Source organism: Methylomonas sp. DH-1 (genome assembly GCF_046097555.1).
GTDB lineage: Bacteria > Pseudomonadota > Gammaproteobacteria > Methylococcales > Methylomonadaceae > Methylomonas > Methylomonas koyamae.
On record NZ_CP143089.1, the window covers coordinates 1,319,983 to 1,337,849 of the forward strand.

Annotated in this window: 15 protein-coding genes and 2 pseudogenes; 13 read left to right on the forward strand and 4 right to left on the reverse strand. The window is 56.7% G+C overall.

The window, feature by feature from the left end; translation table 11 throughout:
• Positions 1-8 precede the first annotated feature (8 nt).
• The 5 genes from VXJ35_RS06455 to parE all read left to right on the forward strand — a co-directional run bounded on the left by VXJ35_RS06455 (position 9) and on the right by parE (position 7,758).
• Entirely contained in the window at positions 9-3,035 is a 3,027-nt protein-coding gene (locus VXJ35_RS06455) for a DEAD/DEAH box helicase (protein ID WP_064020939.1), read from the forward strand.
• A 217-nt stretch (positions 3,036-3,252) separates the two neighbouring features.
• Complete coding sequence (locus VXJ35_RS06460) at positions 3,253-4,350, forward strand: IS5 family transposase (RefSeq protein ID WP_064019980.1); 1,098 nt, start codon at positions 3,253-3,255, stop codon at positions 4,348-4,350.
• A 329-nt stretch (positions 4,351-4,679) separates the two neighbouring features.
• Positions 4,680-4,886: a hypothetical protein gene (locus VXJ35_RS06465; protein WP_157198107.1), complete on the forward strand. Its 207-nt coding sequence runs from the start codon at positions 4,680-4,682 to the stop codon at positions 4,884-4,886.
• Positions 4,887-4,962: 76 nt separating this feature from the next.
• Positions 4,963-5,460 carry a phage tail protein gene (locus VXJ35_RS06470; RefSeq protein ID WP_064020940.1) on the forward strand — a complete coding sequence of 166 codons (498 nt, stop codon included), beginning with the start codon at positions 4,963-4,965 and terminating at the stop codon, positions 5,458-5,460.
• A gap of 405 nt (positions 5,461-5,865) precedes the next feature.
• Positions 5,866-7,758, forward strand: coding sequence for a DNA topoisomerase IV subunit B (gene parE / locus VXJ35_RS06475; protein WP_064020941.1), 1,893 nt, complete (start codon positions 5,866-5,868; stop codon positions 7,756-7,758).
• Between the two features lie 39 nt (positions 7,759-7,797).
• Here the strand turns inward: parE and VXJ35_RS06480 are convergent, their stop codons facing one another.
• The gene (locus VXJ35_RS06480) at positions 7,798-8,310 is read right to left on the reverse strand and encodes a hypothetical protein (protein WP_064020942.1); all 513 of its coding nucleotides are present in this window, start codon (positions 8,308-8,310) and stop codon (positions 7,798-7,800) included.
• Positions 8,311-8,529: 219 nt separating this feature from the next.
• Between VXJ35_RS06480 and VXJ35_RS06485 the strand changes: the two genes are divergently transcribed.
• Positions 8,530-9,378, forward strand: coding sequence for a S1 RNA-binding domain-containing protein (locus tag VXJ35_RS06485; RefSeq protein WP_064020943.1), 849 nt, complete (start codon positions 8,530-8,532; stop codon positions 9,376-9,378).
• Positions 9,379-9,435: 57 nt separating this feature from the next.
• Here the strand turns inward: VXJ35_RS06485 and VXJ35_RS06490 are convergent, their stop codons facing one another.
• A complete protein-coding gene (locus tag VXJ35_RS06490) occupies positions 9,436-9,918 on the reverse strand; it encodes a cytochrome P460 family protein (RefSeq protein ID WP_064020944.1) in 483 nt (160 codons plus the stop codon).
• Between the two features lie 117 nt (positions 9,919-10,035).
• Positions 10,036-10,584, reverse strand: a complete 549-nt coding sequence (fae, locus tag VXJ35_RS06495; protein WP_054763122.1) for a formaldehyde-activating enzyme — start codon at positions 10,582-10,584, stop codon at positions 10,036-10,038.
• A gap of 199 nt (positions 10,585-10,783) precedes the next feature.
• Here fae and VXJ35_RS06500 point away from each other — a divergent pair, with 199 nt between their 5' ends.
• From VXJ35_RS06500 to VXJ35_RS06515, 4 genes and pseudogenes are all read left to right on the forward strand, one after another.
• Positions 10,784-11,080 carry an IS3 family transposase gene (locus VXJ35_RS06500; protein WP_064020945.1) on the forward strand — a complete coding sequence of 99 codons (297 nt, stop codon included), beginning with the start codon at positions 10,784-10,786 and terminating at the stop codon, positions 11,078-11,080.
• Positions 11,077-11,502 (forward strand): IS3 family transposase, encoded by a 426-nt coding sequence (locus VXJ35_RS06505; RefSeq protein WP_197495989.1) that lies wholly within the window; start codon positions 11,077-11,079, stop codon positions 11,500-11,502. Before VXJ35_RS06500 ends, VXJ35_RS06505 begins: the two co-directional genes overlap by 4 nt.
• Before the next feature lie 491 nt (positions 11,503-11,993).
• On the forward strand, positions 11,994-13,235 hold the full coding sequence (ltrA, locus tag VXJ35_RS06510; RefSeq protein ID WP_064020946.1) for a group II intron reverse transcriptase/maturase: 1,242 nt from the start codon (positions 11,994-11,996) through the stop codon (positions 13,233-13,235).
• Between the two features lie 79 nt (positions 13,236-13,314).
• Positions 13,315-13,800 (forward strand): annotated as a pseudogene (locus VXJ35_RS06515) (IS3 family transposase); the annotation flags it as partial.
• A 42-nt stretch (positions 13,801-13,842) separates the two neighbouring features.
• Here VXJ35_RS06515 and VXJ35_RS06520 read toward each other — a convergent pair.
• Positions 13,843-14,499, reverse strand: a complete 657-nt coding sequence (locus VXJ35_RS06520; RefSeq protein WP_064020947.1) for a pyridoxamine 5'-phosphate oxidase family protein — start codon at positions 14,497-14,499, stop codon at positions 13,843-13,845.
• Positions 14,500-14,897: 398 nt separating this feature from the next.
• Here VXJ35_RS06520 and VXJ35_RS06525 point away from each other — a divergent pair, with 398 nt between their 5' ends.
• The 3 genes and pseudogenes from VXJ35_RS06525 (at position 14,898) to VXJ35_RS06535 (ending at position 17,729) form a co-directional block, all read left to right on the forward strand.
• The gene (locus tag VXJ35_RS06525; RefSeq protein WP_064020948.1) at positions 14,898-15,425 is read left to right on the forward strand and encodes an RNA polymerase sigma factor; all 528 of its coding nucleotides are present in this window, start codon (positions 14,898-14,900) and stop codon (positions 15,423-15,425) included.
• Between the two features lie 55 nt (positions 15,426-15,480).
• Entirely contained in the window at positions 15,481-16,542 is a 1,062-nt protein-coding gene (locus VXJ35_RS06530; RefSeq protein ID WP_064020949.1) for a FecR domain-containing protein, read from the forward strand.
• A 207-nt stretch (positions 16,543-16,749) separates the two neighbouring features.
• Positions 16,750-17,729, forward strand: a pseudogene (locus tag VXJ35_RS06535) (IS5 family transposase).
• The last annotated feature ends 138 nt before the right edge of the window (positions 17,730-17,867 follow it).

The following is a 17,867-nucleotide window of genomic DNA, read 5'->3' on the forward strand; positions in this document are numbered from 1 at the left end:
GACCTGCGATGGACAACGACATTTACCTCTACGACACCGAACGCCTGCATGACATCGCTTCGGAAGACTTGGTCAAGCAAGGCTTGCGTTATTTCAACGATAACCGGGTGATTGGCGTCGCGCGGGAAGAGGGGCGACTGACGGCTCAGGTCGAGGACGAAAATGGCGAGCAATATTGGCTGGAACTTGCGACCGACGGCGACGGCAATTTGCTGGTGGGTTGCGATTGCCATCCAGAATCTGGCGTCTGCGTGCATGCCGTCGCCGCGCTGTACGCCTATGCCGACCAGTTCGCGACTATCGACACCACCGGCTTGGATAGCGCGGTGGACGAGGCGATCCAGGAGCGGGTCAAGAAGGGCCGCAACGAAGTCAGGGTCAAATTGCTGAGCGGCAATCTGGGCTTCGGCACCTGGCAAGCCACGTCGCTGGTGTCGGCGACGCATTGGCAGCGTTCCTACCAGGTGCAGATCCGTTCGCTGGACCAGCGCGTCAATTACTGCACCTGCCCGGACTTGGCCAGCAACCGGCTTGGCACCTGTAAGCATATCGAGGCGGTGCTGCATCATGCTCGCAAGCAGCCGCATTACCAACGCTTGAAGGAGGCCGGTTGCCCGCTGTCCTTCGTCTATCTGGCCTGGGAGTCGGCGACCCGGCCGCTGCTGAAACTGCAACGCCGCCCCGAGCTGGCCGAGGATTTGGCGGCGCTGCTGGCCGAGTTCTTCGACGAACAAGACCGCTTCTCGGGCCGCCTGCCGGAGGACTTTTTCCGCTTCTCGCAACGGGTTTACGGCCGAGAAGATTTTCTGCTCGGCGACGACGCCGCACAATACGCCCGGCAAGTCGCGGAAGACGCGGCTCAGGCGGTGCGCGGCCAGGAAATCGCCCGGCAAATCAAGCAAGGCAACGGCGTGCTGCCGGGGTTGAAAGTCAGACTGTTTCCCTATCAGGTCGACGGCGTGGCGTTTCTGGCGGCGCGGGGCCGGGCCCTGCTGGCCGACGACATGGGTCTGGGCAAGACGCTGCAAGCCATCGCCGCCGGCAGTTGGCTGGCCGAGCACGAAGGCGTCAAGCGCATCCTGGTGGTTTGCCCTGCGTCCTTGAAACATCAATGGGCGCGGGAAATCGCCAAATTCACCGGTCTTTCCACCCAAATCGTCAGCGGTGGCGCGGAGCAGCGTGGCGTGCAATACCGCGCCCACGTGACCTTTTTCATCCTCAATTACGAATTGGTGCTGCGCGACCTGAGTCTGATCGGCGAAGAGCTCAAGCCGGATTTGCTGATCCTCGACGAAGCCCAGCGCATCAAGAATTGGCGCACCAAACTGGCCTCGACGGTCAAACTGATTCCGGCCCGCTACGTGTTCGTCCTGAGTGGCACGCCGCTGGAAAACCGCCTGGAGGATTTGTACAGCCTGTTGCAACTGGTAGACGCGCGGGTGCTGGGGCCGCTGTGGCGCTGTCTGCTGGATTTTCATGTCACCGACGAACGCGGTAAGGTCATCGGTTACCGTAATCTATCGGAACTGCGCCGCCGCATCGCGCCGGTCTTGCTGCGCCGCGACCGGAGTCTGGTTGCCGACCAATTGCCGGACCGCACCGAGGTGACGCTGGACATTGCGATGTCTGATGCTCAATGGGGTTTGCACGAGGCCGCCATGCACGCCGCCGGCCAGATCGCGCAAATCGCCAAGCGCCGGCCGCTGACGCCGGGCGAGAGCAATCGCATGTTGGCGGCATTGCAACAAGCGCGGATGGCCTGCAACGCGGCCGGCTTGGTGGACAAGGAAACCGTCGGTTCGCCGAAACTCGACGAACTGGCGCGCTTGCTGGAAGAGCTGTGTTTGCAAAGCAACCGCAAGGCCGTGGTGTTCTCGCAATGGGCGCTGATGACCGAAATGGTCGAGTCGCTGGCGCGCGGCATGGGCCTGGGATGCGTGCGTTTGCACGGCGGCGTGCCCAGCAGCCAGCGCGGCGAGCTGATGGAGCGTTTCCGTAACGACGACTCGATACAGGTGTTCATTTCCACCGACGCCGGCGCCACCGGCTTGAATCTGCAGGAAGCCACGGTGCTGGTCAATCTGGACATGCCGTGGAACCCGGCGATTCTGGATCAGCGCATCGCCCGGATTCACCGGTTGGGCCAGAAACACAAGGTGCAGATTTTCATCCTGCTGGCCGAGGATTCCTACGAACAGCGCGTCGCCCAGTTGGTGAAGGGCAAGCGCGATTTGTTCGACAACGTCATCGAACCGGACGCGACCGAGGACGTGGTCGGCCTGTCGAAGAAAATGCTGGAAACCCTGATCGACGATTTGGCGGGTGGGCCGCCGGCCGACGAGGCAGCCACGGTGGAAACGGCCGAGCCGCTTGCGGTTCCAGAAGCGGAACAGCGTCGTCCGGCTACTGTCCATGCGCCGATTGAAACAGGCGCCGACGACGAAGACAGCTTAAGGCTGGCCGTCGCCGGCATCCAGGCCGCCTTCGGCGCGCGCATCGAACGCGTGCTGGCCAAGCCCGGCGGCTTGCTGGTGGTGGTCGAAAGCTGGCGCGACGGCGACGAAGATGCCGCAGAAAACCTGTCCGCCGGCGGCCTGCCGATCGCGGTGATCGACCGCCGCACTTGGCGCGGTTTGCAGCGCTTAGGTGTCGCATCGCCGTTGGCCGAGACGCGCACCGTGTTTGAAGCCGCCGCCGAGCCGGCGCCGGCCAATCCCTTGCACGAGACGGCCGCGCAAAAACTGCGCTCGGCGCAAGTATTGCTGGAACAACAATGCACGGCCGGCGTGATGGATTTGCTGGCGTCGGCCCTGCTCGACAAGGTCGCCGCGCTGGCCGGGGCGGACCGCGCGCCGCCGGCCCACGCAGCGGCGGTGTGGCTCTACGCCGACATCGTGCCGCGCGGCCTGTTGGAGGCCGAGCAGGTCACGCTGGTTTTGCAAGCCGTATCGCTCAGCCAAAGTCCCAGCCTTCCCGAACCACTGCTGCGCCAGGTGGCCGCCGATGCCGAGCGGTATTTCAGTACGCTGGTTTGACCGCCGCAAACAGTAGAGGCGAGACCGCCTAGCTTTGTTCGGGCGAGTCGTAAGAAATCCGGCTTGAGTGAAGCCCCGGCAAAAGCCTGACTCAAGCCGAGTACATCCGAAATTTGGGCGTTTAACAGGCTGGTGAAAAACTCGAAAAGCCAAGTAGGCTAAGGCATAGATGAGCCGCCAACTGTTAAAATAGGCTACCTAAATTTGGAGCCTTTCAATGCGCGGACACGATGCCATTCAAAGTAGCTGGTTCAGCTACGTTAGCCTGGAAGAACGTATTCCCAAACAGCATCCGTTGCGTCGTTTACGTCTACTCGTCGATGGCGTATTGACCTCTATGAATGCCGTCTTTGCCGAGCGTTACTCGCACACTGGCCGCCCGTCGATTGCGCCCGAAAAACTGCTGCGCGCCTTGCTGTTGCAAGTGCTGTACACCGTTCGTAGCGAACGCCAGTTGATGGAACAGCTGGACTACAACCTGCTGTTTCGCTGGTTTGTCGGTCTGGGCATCGACGATGCTGTCTGGGAACGCAGCGTGTTCAGCGCCAACCGCGAACGGCTGCTGTCCGAAGCGCTGAGTCGCGAATTTTTTGAGCGGGTACTGGCCATAGCCGAATGGCAAAACCTGGTGTCCGACGAACACTTCAGTGTCGACGGCAGCCTCATTGAAGCCTGGGCCTCGCACAAAAGCTTCGTTAAGAAAGACGGCAGCGGCCCGGACAAACCCGCCGGCCGCAATCCCGAGGTCGACTTCAGCGGCGAAAAGCGCAGCAACGCCACCCACCAAAGCACGACAGACCCGGAAGCGCGGCTCTACAAGAAAGGCGAATACACCGAGGCCAAACTGCGTTACATCACCCATGCCTTGTCCGAGAATCGCAACGGCCTGATTGTCGATGTCGAAACCACCCAAGCCACCGGCACCGCCGAAATCGAAGCCGCGCAAACAATGATCAAACGCCGTGTGCCCAAAGGCGGTAGCGTCGGTGCCGACAAAGGCTATGACCAACCGGCTTTCGTCAACGGACTCAAGGCGCAAGACATCAAAGCCCATGTGGCCCGGAAAAAGACCGGCAGTGCCGTCGATGGCCGCACCGCGCGCGGCAAAGGTTACGCCCAAAGCCTCAAGCGCCGCAAAATCGTCGAAGAAGCCTTTGGCTGGGTCAAAACGGTCGGCGGCCTGCGCAAAACCCGTCACATCGGCTTAGCCAAAGTCGCTGGCCAAGCCTTGTTTTGCTTCGCCGCCTACAACCTGACGCGCTTGCTCAACCTATTGGTGTTCACGCCGAAACCGGCGTGGAGTGCGCCCACCTAGGGTGAAGTACGCCTGAAAACCGTCCACAGACGGCTTCAGGCGAATAAAAAGCCCTTGAAACAGGGGCAAAACGCTTGAAACTCGATGTCATGACCGATTTCAACACGAAAAAATCACGGCAACCGTGGGTAAGGGGAAATATCAGTGGGTTTTTCACCAGCCTGTTAAGGGGGCAATGCCTCTATATGAACTTGGATTTGCCTGTATCTCTATCCCGTTTCCACCAGAACCGCTCTCCACTTACGTCGTTATTCGATAGCTTTTATGCCGCTCGGTACGAACGGTCAGCAAGCCAGACCAACTAACCTCTCGAAGTTTTACGATATTTCGTGCAAAAAACGATATGCCGTGGGCTAAAGGCTGTTTTGGCGGCGCTGTTTGTCGATGGTGGTTTAAAAATAATTGTTGTTATTCAATGGTTTATTATGTTGGTAATTGGGTTTTCGGAAATTGGCATTCCATTTGCCAATACAAGTCGAAGTTCATCGATTTCTACGACAGATTGTTTAAACATCGGATCGGTGGCTTTCTTCTAAACCAAATTATCGAACCGTTCGGCCGCCGTTTAGGCTTAGCCGGATAGTTATTTACCAAACTTTTTGAGGATATATCATGAAAACAACTAGCCGTTTTATAAGCGTTTTATTGGGTGCGCTCATGGTTTCGACAGCCAGCGGCGGCGCCGTTGAGAATGTCATAGATAATGCCGCCCCGTTGGTCTATTACGAATTCAGCGCAGGCGGTATCACCACTTATTTCACGGATTGCAAAGGCATGGGTTCGCAGAACGAAGTGGAGCAAACCAGGGTTAGTGCGCGCGGAGAGAACCTTACAGTTAAGATACCCGGACGCTTGTCGGTTAAAAATATTACTTGCAGCAAAGGTTTGACCAAGTCGATGGATCTTTGGACTTGGCGACAACAGTTTGTCAGCGGACGGTCAGCCCGGTCGCGGGTCGATGCTACACTGATCGCCTATGACCAGGCGATGACACCCATTGCGGAGTGGAGCTTCAATGGCTTGTGGCCGGCATCGATCGATTTCAACGACACGACGCCCGGCAAAGAAACCATCGTCTTCGCTGCCGACCAAGTTCAACGGCTGCGCTGATCGAAATCGGGTCTGCCGCCAAGACCGATATAGTTGGCTCGCCATCATAATAAGCAATAGGGCTCTGGAAAACGCCGTTAGTCCGGCTTTTCGCAGAGCCTTTCCTTATCCCCTGCCAAGGGCAGGCCGATAACCGCGTGTGATAGATTCATGCGCGTCGAATGCAATGGTGGCCGTTTCAATCCGAAAAACATACCTTTAACCTCGATCACACCCATTCGATAACGGCTAGCAATTTGAGTTGGAATTCGCGCAACTGGCTGCTGCACCGGCCAGGGTGCTTATGAATTCAGTGATTCCGGCTCGCGCTCACCGCTGCGAACATTTGCCCGTAGCCTCCGTTGCGCGGTTGGCTTGGCATATAATGGCCGGCCGATACTCGTTCATTAACTTTGACAAGACACCATGACCCAAGAATACAACGCCGCCGCGATTGAGGTGCTGAGCGGCCTGGACCCGGTGCGCAAGCGTCCCGGCATGTACACCGATACCACCCGGCCCAACCATTTGGTACAGGAAGTGGTCGATAACAGCGTCGACGAAGCGCTGGCCGGTTACGCAAAGTACATCGAAGTGACGTTGTATAAAGACGGCTCGGTCAAGGTCGTCGACGACGGCCGCGGCATGCCGGTCGATATGCATCCGGAACAAGGCATTCCCGGTGTCGAGGTGATCCTGACCCAACTCCACGCCGGCGGTAAATTTTCCAATAAGAATTACCAGTTCTCCGGCGGCCTGCACGGCGTCGGCGTGTCGGTGGTCAATGCGCTGTCCGAGAAATTGCTGGTCGAGATCAAACGCGGCGGCGGCGTTTACCAAATGGAGTTTGCCGGCGGCGATAAAGTCGGCGAATTGGTGCAAACCGGCAACGTCGGCAAAAACAACACCGGTACCAGCGTGCATTTCTGGCCGGACCCCAAGTATTTCGATTCCAACCGGGTCTCGGTCAGCAAACTGAAGCACGTGTTGCGGGCCAAGGCCGTACTGTGTCCGGGTCTGAAAATCGTGCTGGTGTCCGAGCTCAGCGACGAACGCTTGGAATGGTGCTACCAGAACGGCTTGCAGGAGTACTTGCTGGACCGGGTCGGCGATGCCGAAATCTTTCCGCAGCCGCCGTTCATGGCCAACATGGTCGCCAGCAACGAGGCGGTGGAGTGGGGTATCGTCTGGACGCCGGACAGTCTGCCGGAGGCGGTCGCGGAAAGTTACGTCAACCTGGTACCCACCGCGCAAGGCGGTACCCACGTCAACGGCCTGCGCGCTGGTTTGACCGAAGCGATCCGCGAGTTTCTGGATTTTCGCAATCTGCTGCCGCGCGGCGTCAAGATCGCGCCGGAAGACGTCTGGGAAAATTGCCATTTCGTGCTGTCGGTGAAACTGGAAGATCCGCAATTCTCCGGGCAAACCAAGGAACGCTTGAGTTCGCGCGAATGTGTGACTTTCGTCTCCGGCGTAGCCAAGGATACCTTCAGCCTGTGGCTGAACCAGCATCCGCAGGAAGGCGAGAAAATCGCCGAGATCATCCTGGCCAGCGCCCAAAAACGCTTGCGCTCGGCCAAGAAAATCGTCCGCAAGAAAATCACGGCCGGGCCGGCTTTACCCGGCAAGTTGGCCGATTGTTCGGCGCAGGATATCAGCCGCACCGAACTGTTTCTGGTCGAGGGCGATTCTGCCGGCGGTTCGGCCAAACAGGCTCGCGACCGCGAGTTCCAGGCCATCATGCCGTTACGCGGCAAAATCTTGAACACCTGGGAAGTCGATTCCAACGAGGTGATGGCGTCGCAGGAAGTGCACGACATCGCCGTGGCGCTGGGCATCGAGCCGGACAGCGACGATCTGAGCAATCTGCGCTACGGCAAAATCTGCATTCTGGCCGATGCCGATTCCGACGGTAACCATATCGCGACCTTGATTTGCGCACTGTTTTACAAGCATTTCAAAGCCTTGGTCGAAGCCGGCCATGTGTTCGTGGCAATGCCGCCGTTGTACCGTATCGACGTCGGCAAAAAGGTGTTTTATGCGTTGGACGAATCGGAACGTTTGGGTGTGCTGGCGCGGATCGAAGCAGAAAAACTCAGCGGCAAGATCAATATCCAGCGTTTCAAGGGCTTGGGCGAAATGAATCCGTCGCAACTGCGCGAAACGACGATGAATCCGGACACGCGCCGGCTGGTGCAATTGACGGTGCCGGACCACGCCGAGGCGTTTCAGCAGATGGATCTATTGCTGGCAAAGAAACGAGCCGGCGACCGTAAGACCTGGTTGGAAGACAAAGGCAATTTGGCGGAGATTTTGTAACGTCAAGCCGACGCCGAATCGAGCCCGCCCGGAGCCCGATTAAATGTCCATCAACAGCATCGGAATGCCGTAGGTCATCACGAAGTAACTGACGGCATAGATTACGCTGGTGCTGGTCGGATATTTGAAAAAACCGCGGAAGATGTAGCTGACGATACTGATGTACCAGACCACCAGGAACACGGCGATGCCGATGCCGATTTCCTCGCGGTAGGGGTGGTGTTTCAACACCAGCCAGTAATCCAGGCCTTCCGCGGCGATGGCCAGCGACATAATGAAGTTTTCGCAGACGAAAATCGACGTGTATAACTGGCTGAACATGCTCCATTTTTTCTCTAACAGCAGCAATACCGCAACCGAACTGAAAGCCATGATGGTACGGCCCAATACTTCCAGCGTGCCGTCGGCCGGATCGGCGATCAAGCTCTCGACGATGATGCCGGAAGTTAAATAAAACGCCACGTTTTTCCACATAAAGGATTTGGGCGGGACCAAATCTGCCGGATTATTCAGAAACCAGCAAGAGGACAGGTATTTGAGTAATAGATTCATCGGGGGCTCTTGCACTCTATTTCGAGCGCCGTATCGTGCTGAAAAACCGGCCATTATAGTCGCTCGCGCCGGTAATGGGATTGAGTCGAGTCAATTGCTGCCGATTTCGCGCTCCGCAAGTCGCGGTCAGCCGTTGCGTGATTGCTTGTATAATGCGGTTTCGCTACTCTCCCGCTGCCGGCGCAATGCGGCCGGCCTGTCTCAATTTCTCGGATTCCCATGATCGAATTAGGTAAAGTCAATGCGTTAACCGTCCTTAGCCGGCGCGACAACCAATATTATTTGGACGGCGACGAATGGGGAGAAATTGCGTTGGCCGATACCCAGCCCGTAATCGATTTGCCGGCCGGGACTAAAGTCGAGGCCTTTGTCTATATCGACGGCAAAGGCCAAACCGTGGCTACTCTGCAAATGCCGTTGGCGCAAGCCGGCGAGGTGGCTTGGTTGAAGTGCGTGTCGTTGAGCCACGCCGGGGCGTTTCTGGATTGGGGCTTACCGAAAGACTTGTTGCTGCCGTTCAGCGAGCAAAAAGGCAAGGTCAGCGAAGGCCGTTCCTATCTGGTTCGCTTGTTTCTGGACGAGGACAACCGCATCGCCGCATCGATGGTGTTGGACGATTTCATCCAAGACCAAGCCTTTTACTACAAGGAAGGCCAGGCCGTGCAATTGGTAATTGCCGAGCATACCGAGCTGGGATTCAAGGCCGTGGTCGATAACCAATACTGGGGCGTGCTGTACAAAAACGAAGTGTTCCAGCCGCTGAAGAAAGGCCAGAAATTGACCGGCTACATCAAGAAGATCCGGCCCGACCATAAATTGGATTTAATCCTGAGCCAAGAAAAATACGGCCAAAAAGTGGATGCCACGTCGGCGAAAATTCTGGATATCTTGGCCCGGCGCGGCGGCTATATCGCCCTGACCGATAAAAGCGATCCGGGGTTGATCTACGATACCTTTGCCGTCAGCAAAAAGGTGTTCAAACAGGCCATCGGCGGCTTGTACAAACAACGGCGGATTGCGATAGAGCAGGACGGTATCCGTTTGCTGGAGCATGCCTTGGCAAAATAACTCGACCAACGGTAGGCGCCGGCAACCGGCGCCTGCCTGTCGGCCGGGAAAACCGGATCAGGGCCGGTATTGGGAAAACACATAATCGGTTTTTTGCTCGGAGGCGTGGCAAGCAAAACAACTCGCTCCGCCGTCTTTGACCAAGCGTTCGGTTTTGCTGTTGCCGGCAAAGCCCTCGAAGCCCCAGCCGCCGGTCGCGGCATATTTTTTCGAATCTTTCTGCATCACGCCCACTAGTTTGCGTTCGCCTTCCTGGATGGTTTTATCCTTTTCCTGGTATTGCAACAGGTCGAATACCAGCACCGAACCGTCTTCATATTTGCCGGATTTCAGGCCGCTCTCGGCTTTTTTATTGGCATAGACGTGGTGCAGGCCTTGAAACGGATTTTCCAAGGCATGGCCGGGCTGGATCAGCATACTTTTGGCGTGTAGCCAGGTGCGGTAGCCTTCCGGGTAAGCCACGCTGTGTTCGGCAGCTTGGGCTGAAGCGAAAAGAGTCAGGAACAGTCCGGCGGCGGACAGTGAAAGGCGCATATTCATAGCAAAATCTCCCGTGTAAACAAGACAAACTGATTTCGAATCGAAATCAGTTTGTCTTTTTAGGCGGATTTTGCTGGTCTGTCAAATTAATATTGATCCGATATTAAACTGGGGAGATCAAATCTTACCGTCCAGGCCCATTTGAAAGTATTTGTGGACGATTTTTTCCTGGTTTTCCAGCAGCCAATCGATGTCCGGGGTGTTGGTCATGGCTTTATGGATGGCTTTGGCCATGGCTTGGCGGTGGATATCGAACAAAATCCGGTGGTCGAGTTTATCGTCCTTGATCACGCTCGGATTCAGCCATACCGAACAAATGATGCCCAGGTCGTTGGCTTTTTCTTTCGGAATGTCGCCGGCGCGCACCGCGTCCAACACGCCGTTGGCGATTGCCGCTTGCACCGTACCCATCAAAATATTGGTGTAGCGGCTGTTTTTGACCGTGACTTTACTGACCATCAACGTCACCGGCCGCACTTGAATGTCGGTGTTCAAAATTGCGAACACCCGGCTATGGCCCTGGACCTGGTCGCCGGTCAGCGTGGCGATTGCGGTACCGACCGGCCCGTCCAGCTCGCCGATCACAATTTCCGGCTCTGCCGCGGTGCCGGCCGGGCCGCCGGCGACCAGTGCTTCGCCGGTACGCATTACGATTCTTCCGCTCATGTTGTTCTCCAATTTAACGTGCTTATTGTTGGGTTATGTGTGGCGGCTGTCTTCGTTGAAAGAGTACCGCTAGGACAGCAAGGGGGTAGGGGAGTGTGTTTGGAATAAATACCTCCCGGTCTCCCTGTAGTGGTCTAATAAAAATGGACACCTGACTAGGTTGATAGACTATTGATTATCAACCTCCAAGGTGAATGGAATGAAACGAGAAAGGCGAAGTTTTGATGCGGCGTTCAAGCTGCAAGTGGTGAAGATGATCCAGGACCAGGGGCTGACGGTGTCTCAGGTTTGTCAGGAGCTCAAACTCGGCGAGACGGCGGTGCGCCGCTGGGTGAAACAGGTGCAAGCCGAGCAATCCGGTCAAGCAGGTATCGGTAAGCCGTTAACACCCGATCAGCAGCGGATACGGCAGTTGGAGCAGGAAAATCGACAACTGCGTTCAGACAATGAATTGCTAAAAAAGGCTTCGGCCCTCTTTGCAAGGGAACTGCGATGACACATCAAGTGATTCAACAGTTGACAGCAGAGAGGGCCATGACGGTGCAGCAGGCTTGTAAATTATTGGGTGTCAGCCGTTCGGGATTCTATGCCGCCAGGCAGCGAACCCGGCAACCGCCAACGGTCTGCGGCACACGCATCCGGCTACGCAGTGTATTCGAAGCGACGGGGCGTAGCTATGGCAGTCGCCGCCTGCATCAGGAACTGGCGGAACAAGGCATCGAGATCGGACGGCATCGGGTTCGCAGCCTGATGCGAGAGCTCCAGCTCAAGCCGATCTGGAAGCCCAAATTCGTCCATACGACTGACAGTAACCATGCGTTGCCGGTGTACGAGAATGTGCTGAATCGTCAGTTTGAACAACGCGAGGCTAATCGAGCTTGGGTGTCGGACATCAGTGTGCCGCAGCAAGCGGCGTAAGAGATGAGGGTAGGTCCCTCGCCATCGGCTTGCAGGAGTAGGTGGCAAACCACCGTAAGCGGCGTGCGTCAAAAGCGCGGGTCGTGAGCGTTACGGAAAAGGCGTCTTGAGGCGTCAGGTATGGATTAACGAAGGCGAACAACCGTGAACTGCCGTTCAAGTGTCGAAACCACTCAGATGACATCAAAACCGGGGAGTGATGTTGCTCCGGGATCAGTAAAGGCGAAACCTGCTTACGGCCTTTGCGGTGTCCGGCATAGAGGCAGCGCGAGCGTGATCCGGGCTCTTACGTTGAACTGCGGGAACCTTCGATGGCAATGCAAAGGGAAAGGCACAAGCTCGAAAGGCAAGGCCGATATTACCAATGTGCCGTCAAGGGACGGAGCGACTTGTAGTAGTGTTGAAGCCGCTGTAATGGCGGTGGAGCGAAGGAGTCGCGTCATCCGGTCATGGGGCTGGGCCAACTGCGTTAGCAGGAGGAGCTTAGTGTCATGAACAAGCCATATGACATTCCCAAATCATGGGTTTGGGAAGCTTATCAATGTGTGAAAGCTAATGGAGGATCAGCCGGCATCGACCGGGAAACTATCGAAATCTTCGAACAACGATTGGGAGACAACCTCTACAAACTTTGGAATCGGCTTTGCTCCGGCAGTTATTTTCCGCCGCCGGTCAAAGGCGTGCCGATCCCGAAGAAATCAGGAGGAACACGCTTGCTGGGGATTCCAACCGTTGCGGATCGCGTGGCGCAAACCGTGGTAAAACGAGTGCTGGAGCCGAAACTCGAGTCGGTGTTTCATCGTAATTCTTATGGGTATCGGCCAGGTCGTTCCGCTCACGACGCCATTGCTTTAGTCCGGCGACGTTGTTGGGACTATGACTGGGTGGTTGAGTTTGACATCAAGGGCTTGTTTGACAACATCGATCATGAACTATTGATGCGCGCAGTGCGTAAACATTGTCAGATTTCCTGGGTGTTGCTGTACATCGAGCGGTGGCTTAAAGCGCCGCTGATAACGGCGGAAGGTCAACGAATCGAACGTACCAAAGGCACGCCGCAAGGCGGTGTCGTCAGTCCGTTGTTGGCTAATCTGTTCTTACACTATGCCTTCGACCGGTGGATTAGCGAACATTTGTGTAGCGTGCGATTCTGCCGCTATGCCGATGATGGCGTGATTCATTGCAAGAGCTTAGTGCAAGCTCAGTTGGCGTTGCGGAAAGTCGCCGAGCGCTTTCGGGAATGTGGCTTAGAACTGCATCCCGATAAGACACGGATCGTGTACTGCAAGGACATTAACCGACAGGAAAACTATCCGATTACGGCGTTTACGTTTCTCGGCTATACCTTCAGGCCGCGTAAAGCGGTAGACAAGTATGGCCGCGTGTATGTGAACTTCGCGCCTGCGGTCAGTCGTGAGGCACTCAAAGCCATGCGGCAAACCATACGGGGATGGCATCTGCAGCTGAAATGCGACAAGACATTGCGGGATCTGTCTCTGATGTTCAATCCGGTTCTTCGAGGATGGCAGGGTTATTACGGTCGATTTTATGGTTCGGCCATGGCCTCTATTTGGCGGCACCTGAATGCTTACCTGGTGCGCTGGTTGATGCGTAAAAGCAAGCGACTGGCTCGGCATAAAACCCGAGCCTGGCGAACGCTGGGGCAGCTCGCAGCAAGTTTGCCACACGCATTCGTACATTGGGAGGCGGGCTATGCCCCGATGGCTGGATGATGGGAGCCGGATGAGCTGAGAGGTTCACGTCCGGTTCTGCGAGGGGCTGAGGGTGAAATTCCCTCGGTCTACTCACCCGTATATTCGCACGCTGAGCGGCTGGCTGTATTTGGCCGTGGTGCTAGATCTTTATTCGCGCAAAGTCGTCGGTTGGGCCATGGCCCCCAACATGCCGGCAGAACTGGTCTGCACTGCCTTACAGACCGCTCTGGCCCAGCGCCGACCGCTGCCGGGTTTGATCGTGCATTCCGATCGGGGCAGTCAATACGCCAGTCATGAATACCAGGAGTTACTGGCGCGCCATGGCTTAAAAGGCAGCATGAGCCGTAAAGGAAACTGTTGGGACAATGCGGTGATGGAGCGGTTCTTTCTGAATCTAAAAATGGAACGTGTCTGGTGTCGCCAGTATGCCAACCACGCCGAGGCCATCCGTGACGTGACAGACTACATCGTCAACTTCTACAACAGTCGACGATTGCATTCGTCATTGGGCTACCTGCCACCCAATGGCTATGAAATGAAAATGGCAGCTCAGCAACCTATCTTGGTGTCCGAAAAAAGTTGACCACTACACCCTTTTTTAAATTTAAAGGCCGAGGCTCAACGTTCAGGCATCGCCGCTAATCACCATCGCCCCGTATTGCTCCGGGGTGATAATACCGCCCAGGCTCTCGGCGATGTGCCGATCGCCAGCCGGCAACACATCCTGTACCGCGTCGATGCGCTTCCATTGCGGCAAGGGTGTCGTTTGATGCGCTTGCGGGACGTATTTTGACGACGCAACGCGGTGCATCCGGTGAATATAGCGCGGGCAGTTGACAAAAATCTCGCTGATCGCCACCCGCACGATCGATTCCGCGCCGGGATAGTCGGCCAGCAGCGGATCGTTGGTTTGGATCGAGGCGTCGCCATGTACTCGAATCCGGTGCGGCGTCTCGAAGTCGATGAACAACAGGCCGATTTTCGGGTTGCCGCTGATATTGCCCAGCGACAAAAACATGCCGTTGCCGTCGTAGTTCGGAAACGCCAATTCCTGCGGACCGGCCACTCTTACCAAACCGGGATTGCCGCCTTTATAGGAGCAGGTGGGGTAGCCGCGGTGGTCTACCGTGGTTAGAAAGAAAAAGTCCCGGCTCTCGATGAAAGCCTGGTGTTGCTCGTTAATTTGCGGTTCGACGATGATTTGCTGCAAACGGTCCGCCAACTTGACGGTGTCGTGCCGCGCTTGCAGTTCCCGCTGGTGCGGTCCATAGAATTCGTTCATCGCGGTGTCTCCTGGGTTGAAAACAGCGGCCATTCTAACCGAGATCGCAGGTTAGACGCCGCCGCCCGCCGATTTTGGCTTCAGTCGCCAGCCTTGTTGCCACCAGCCAAAAGTTTGCCTATATCGCCATTCGACCGCAAATAAGCCAATTCCCACACTACTCCCGGAATTTGCGCGATATCACCTAATTTTCGGCCGGCAGCCTTTGCTACCCGGTTTTTCCGAGCCGGCAATGCATGCCGCCGAATTCACGTTAAAAAACAAGGGACTGCCAAGCTGGAGCATGGACTGATCGGGGCGCAACGCGAATGGCGGCGCGAATCTTGCTGTAAAAGCCGGTTGCGCTGCCGCCTTTCACTTTATTCCCGGCCCCGCCCATCGGGTTCAACACTGCGCCTATGACCTGGCACCACTTACTGGACAAATTATTTCGCAAGCACAACGGAGAGCTGTTGGCTTTCGCTGCACGCCGAGCCTCACCGCATTCGGCGGAAGACATCGCTCAGGAAGCGTTTTTGCGGCTGATGAACCATCCGGACCTGGACGCCATCGACAATCCGCGGGCATATTTGTTTAAAACCGCCGCCAATCTGAGCAGCAACCTTTACGACTACGACCAGGTGCGGCGGCGTTACCATAGCGACGAGCCCGTAGATACCGAATCTCTTCCAAGTACGGCGCCGAGCCCGGATGCCGCCGTTGCCGCGCAACAGCAGCTCGAACGCTTTCTGGCGGTGTTGGGCCTGTTGCCGGAGGTTTGCCAGCATGCTTTCGTGTTGAACAAATTCGATGGCCTCAGTTATCCTGAAGTCGCCGCAGCGCTGGGCATCTCCGCCAAGTCGGCGCAGCGCTATGTTCTGAAAGCCTGGCAACATGTGCTGCAAAATCTGGGCGAGGAATTTTTCGGCGACGGCATGGCCGGCTAAACGTTGCTGAGCTGTCTTAACCAATAGGATCATAGACCCTAGAACTGACTGCGCAATGAAATCGACACTTCACCTTCCCGCCGGAAACCTGCAACAACAAGCCGGATATTGGGTATTCGCCCAACATAACGGTGAATGGACTTCTGCTGCGGAAAGCCAACTTCAGGCTTGGCTGGCGCAAAGCGATGCCCACCGGCACGAATACCAGCGTGCGTTGCAGTTATGGCAGCGCTTGGACCAATTCAAGGCTGCCGATTTCCCGTTGCGACACAGCATGCAGCGTTTGCGCGCCAAAAACCTGAAGCGCCGGCAATGTCTGCGCGCAGTTCGGCGTCACAGCGGAACGGCATTATTGGTGATGGTTTCCGCGTTGAGCCTTAACGGCTATCTGTCCACCGACCATTACCGCACCGCGATCGGCCAACGCCAGAGCCTGACGCTGGCCGACGGTTCGCAATTGGTACTGAATACCGATAGCCAAGTCAGCGTCAAAATCGGCAATGAGCGGCGCGAGGTTTGGTTGGAACGCGGCGAAGCGTTTTTCCACGTCGCGCATCAAGCGGATCGGCCGTTCGAGGTGGTCGCCGGCAACGTCCGCGTGCGCGACATCGGCACCGGTTTTAACGTCAGCCTGGCCGGCGGCGAAACCAAGGTGACCGTGACCGAAGGCGAAGTTGCGGTCCATCCCGACGCCGCACTCACCGGCAATCGCCGGCTGGACCGCTGGCTGCACGCCGGCCGCCACTGGTTGCAAACCGCTTTGGCACTGCCGGACGGCGGCGGCGTGGCGGTAACCGCCGGCCGGCAATGGGTAGCTCGCGGCGGCGAGTTCACCGGGCCGGTGGCGGCCGATACCGGCAAGGAAATCGCCTGGCGCGACGGCCGCGCCGTGTTCGAGTTGGCCACTCTCGAGGAGGTATTGGTGCAAGTCGCGCGTTACCATCCGGTGGAATTCGAGTTCGCCGACCCCGACTTGCAGCCTATCCGGGTATCGGCCAGTTTCGACACCGGCAATCTGGCGGTGATTTTAAACACGCTGCAAGCCACATTTCCGATCAGCATCAAGCAAATCGACGGGCGGCGTTTTGTCGTGAGCGGGGCAAAGAAGCCGGCGTAGCCGCTAGACTCTGACGTCGGGGCGCTGTCAGCCCGTAATGCGTTTTGCGGATGCCTGAAATTTCGATATTCGTTCCCGTGCCGCGCGAGAATGCCGGGCTTGGCATTCATTGCGACTTGGCGAGCCCTGTCTCTAGGGAGGCGCTGATTAAATCCCTCGTCAGGAGATGGGATAATATCCCCCATCTGATCGTACCGAGACAAGCCGATGAATGCCCCCACCCAAACCAGTTTTGCCGAACTTGAATATGCCAGCAAAAAACGCCAAACCCGGCGGGAAAAATTTCTGGCGGAAATGGAGCAAGTGGTGCCCTGGACATTACTGTTGGCCCAACTCGAACCGCATTATCCGCAGAGCGGTCGCCGCGGCCGGCAACCGATGGCATTGAATCGCATGCTCCGTATCTACTGCATGCAACAATGGTTCAGCTACTCGGACCGACAAATACCCACAGGGCACAAGTGGAAGATGCACTGTATGAAATCGAGAGCATTCGGCGTTTTGCCGGTTTTGGTAGCGTTACCGAAGCGCTGCCGGACGAAACCACGATTCTCAACTTCCGTCACTGGCTGGAGAAGCACAAGTTGACGGAGGTGCTGCTATCGACGGTCAACGACCACCTGAAAAACCAAGGCCTGTTGGTCTCCAAGGGTACGATGGTCGACGCCACGATTGTTCACGCGCCGAGCTCGACCAAGAATCAGGATCAAGCACGCGATCCGGCCATGCATCAAACCAAGAAAGGCAATCAGTGGTATTTCGGGATGAAAATCCACGTCGGCGCCGACGTCAATTCAGGGGCCGTACACAGTGTAACGGTGACCTCGGCCAACACGGCTGACATCGTGGAATTACCCAAGCTGCTCCGCGAAGACGATCAAGTCATCTTTGCCGATGCCGGCTACACCAGCGACGACTACAAAAAAGGCTCGCGGCATCTGGGACTGAGCTGGTGCGTCAACGACAAGCGCAAGCCCGGCAAAAACCTGTCGAGCCGCCAGCGTAAGCGCAACCGAAAATATTCGTCGGTCCGCGCCCGTGTCGAGCACATTTTTAGGATCATCAAGTGCCAGTTCGGCTTTCGCAAGACTCGCTACCGAGGCTTGGAGAAGAACACAGCCCAGGTGAACTGGCTGGTGGCTTTGGCCAATTTGTATCTGCTGCGCCGCCAGTTGATGGCGGCCTAGGCCGAAATCCGTCTACCGTGCGCCCAAACACGGTAGACGGGAATAAAAAACGCAGGAATTGGGGCTATTTGAACGATCCGTCAGCGCATGTTTGTAAAAAATTACGCTTGGGTCGCAAGGCGCGGCTTGCGGTTTGAT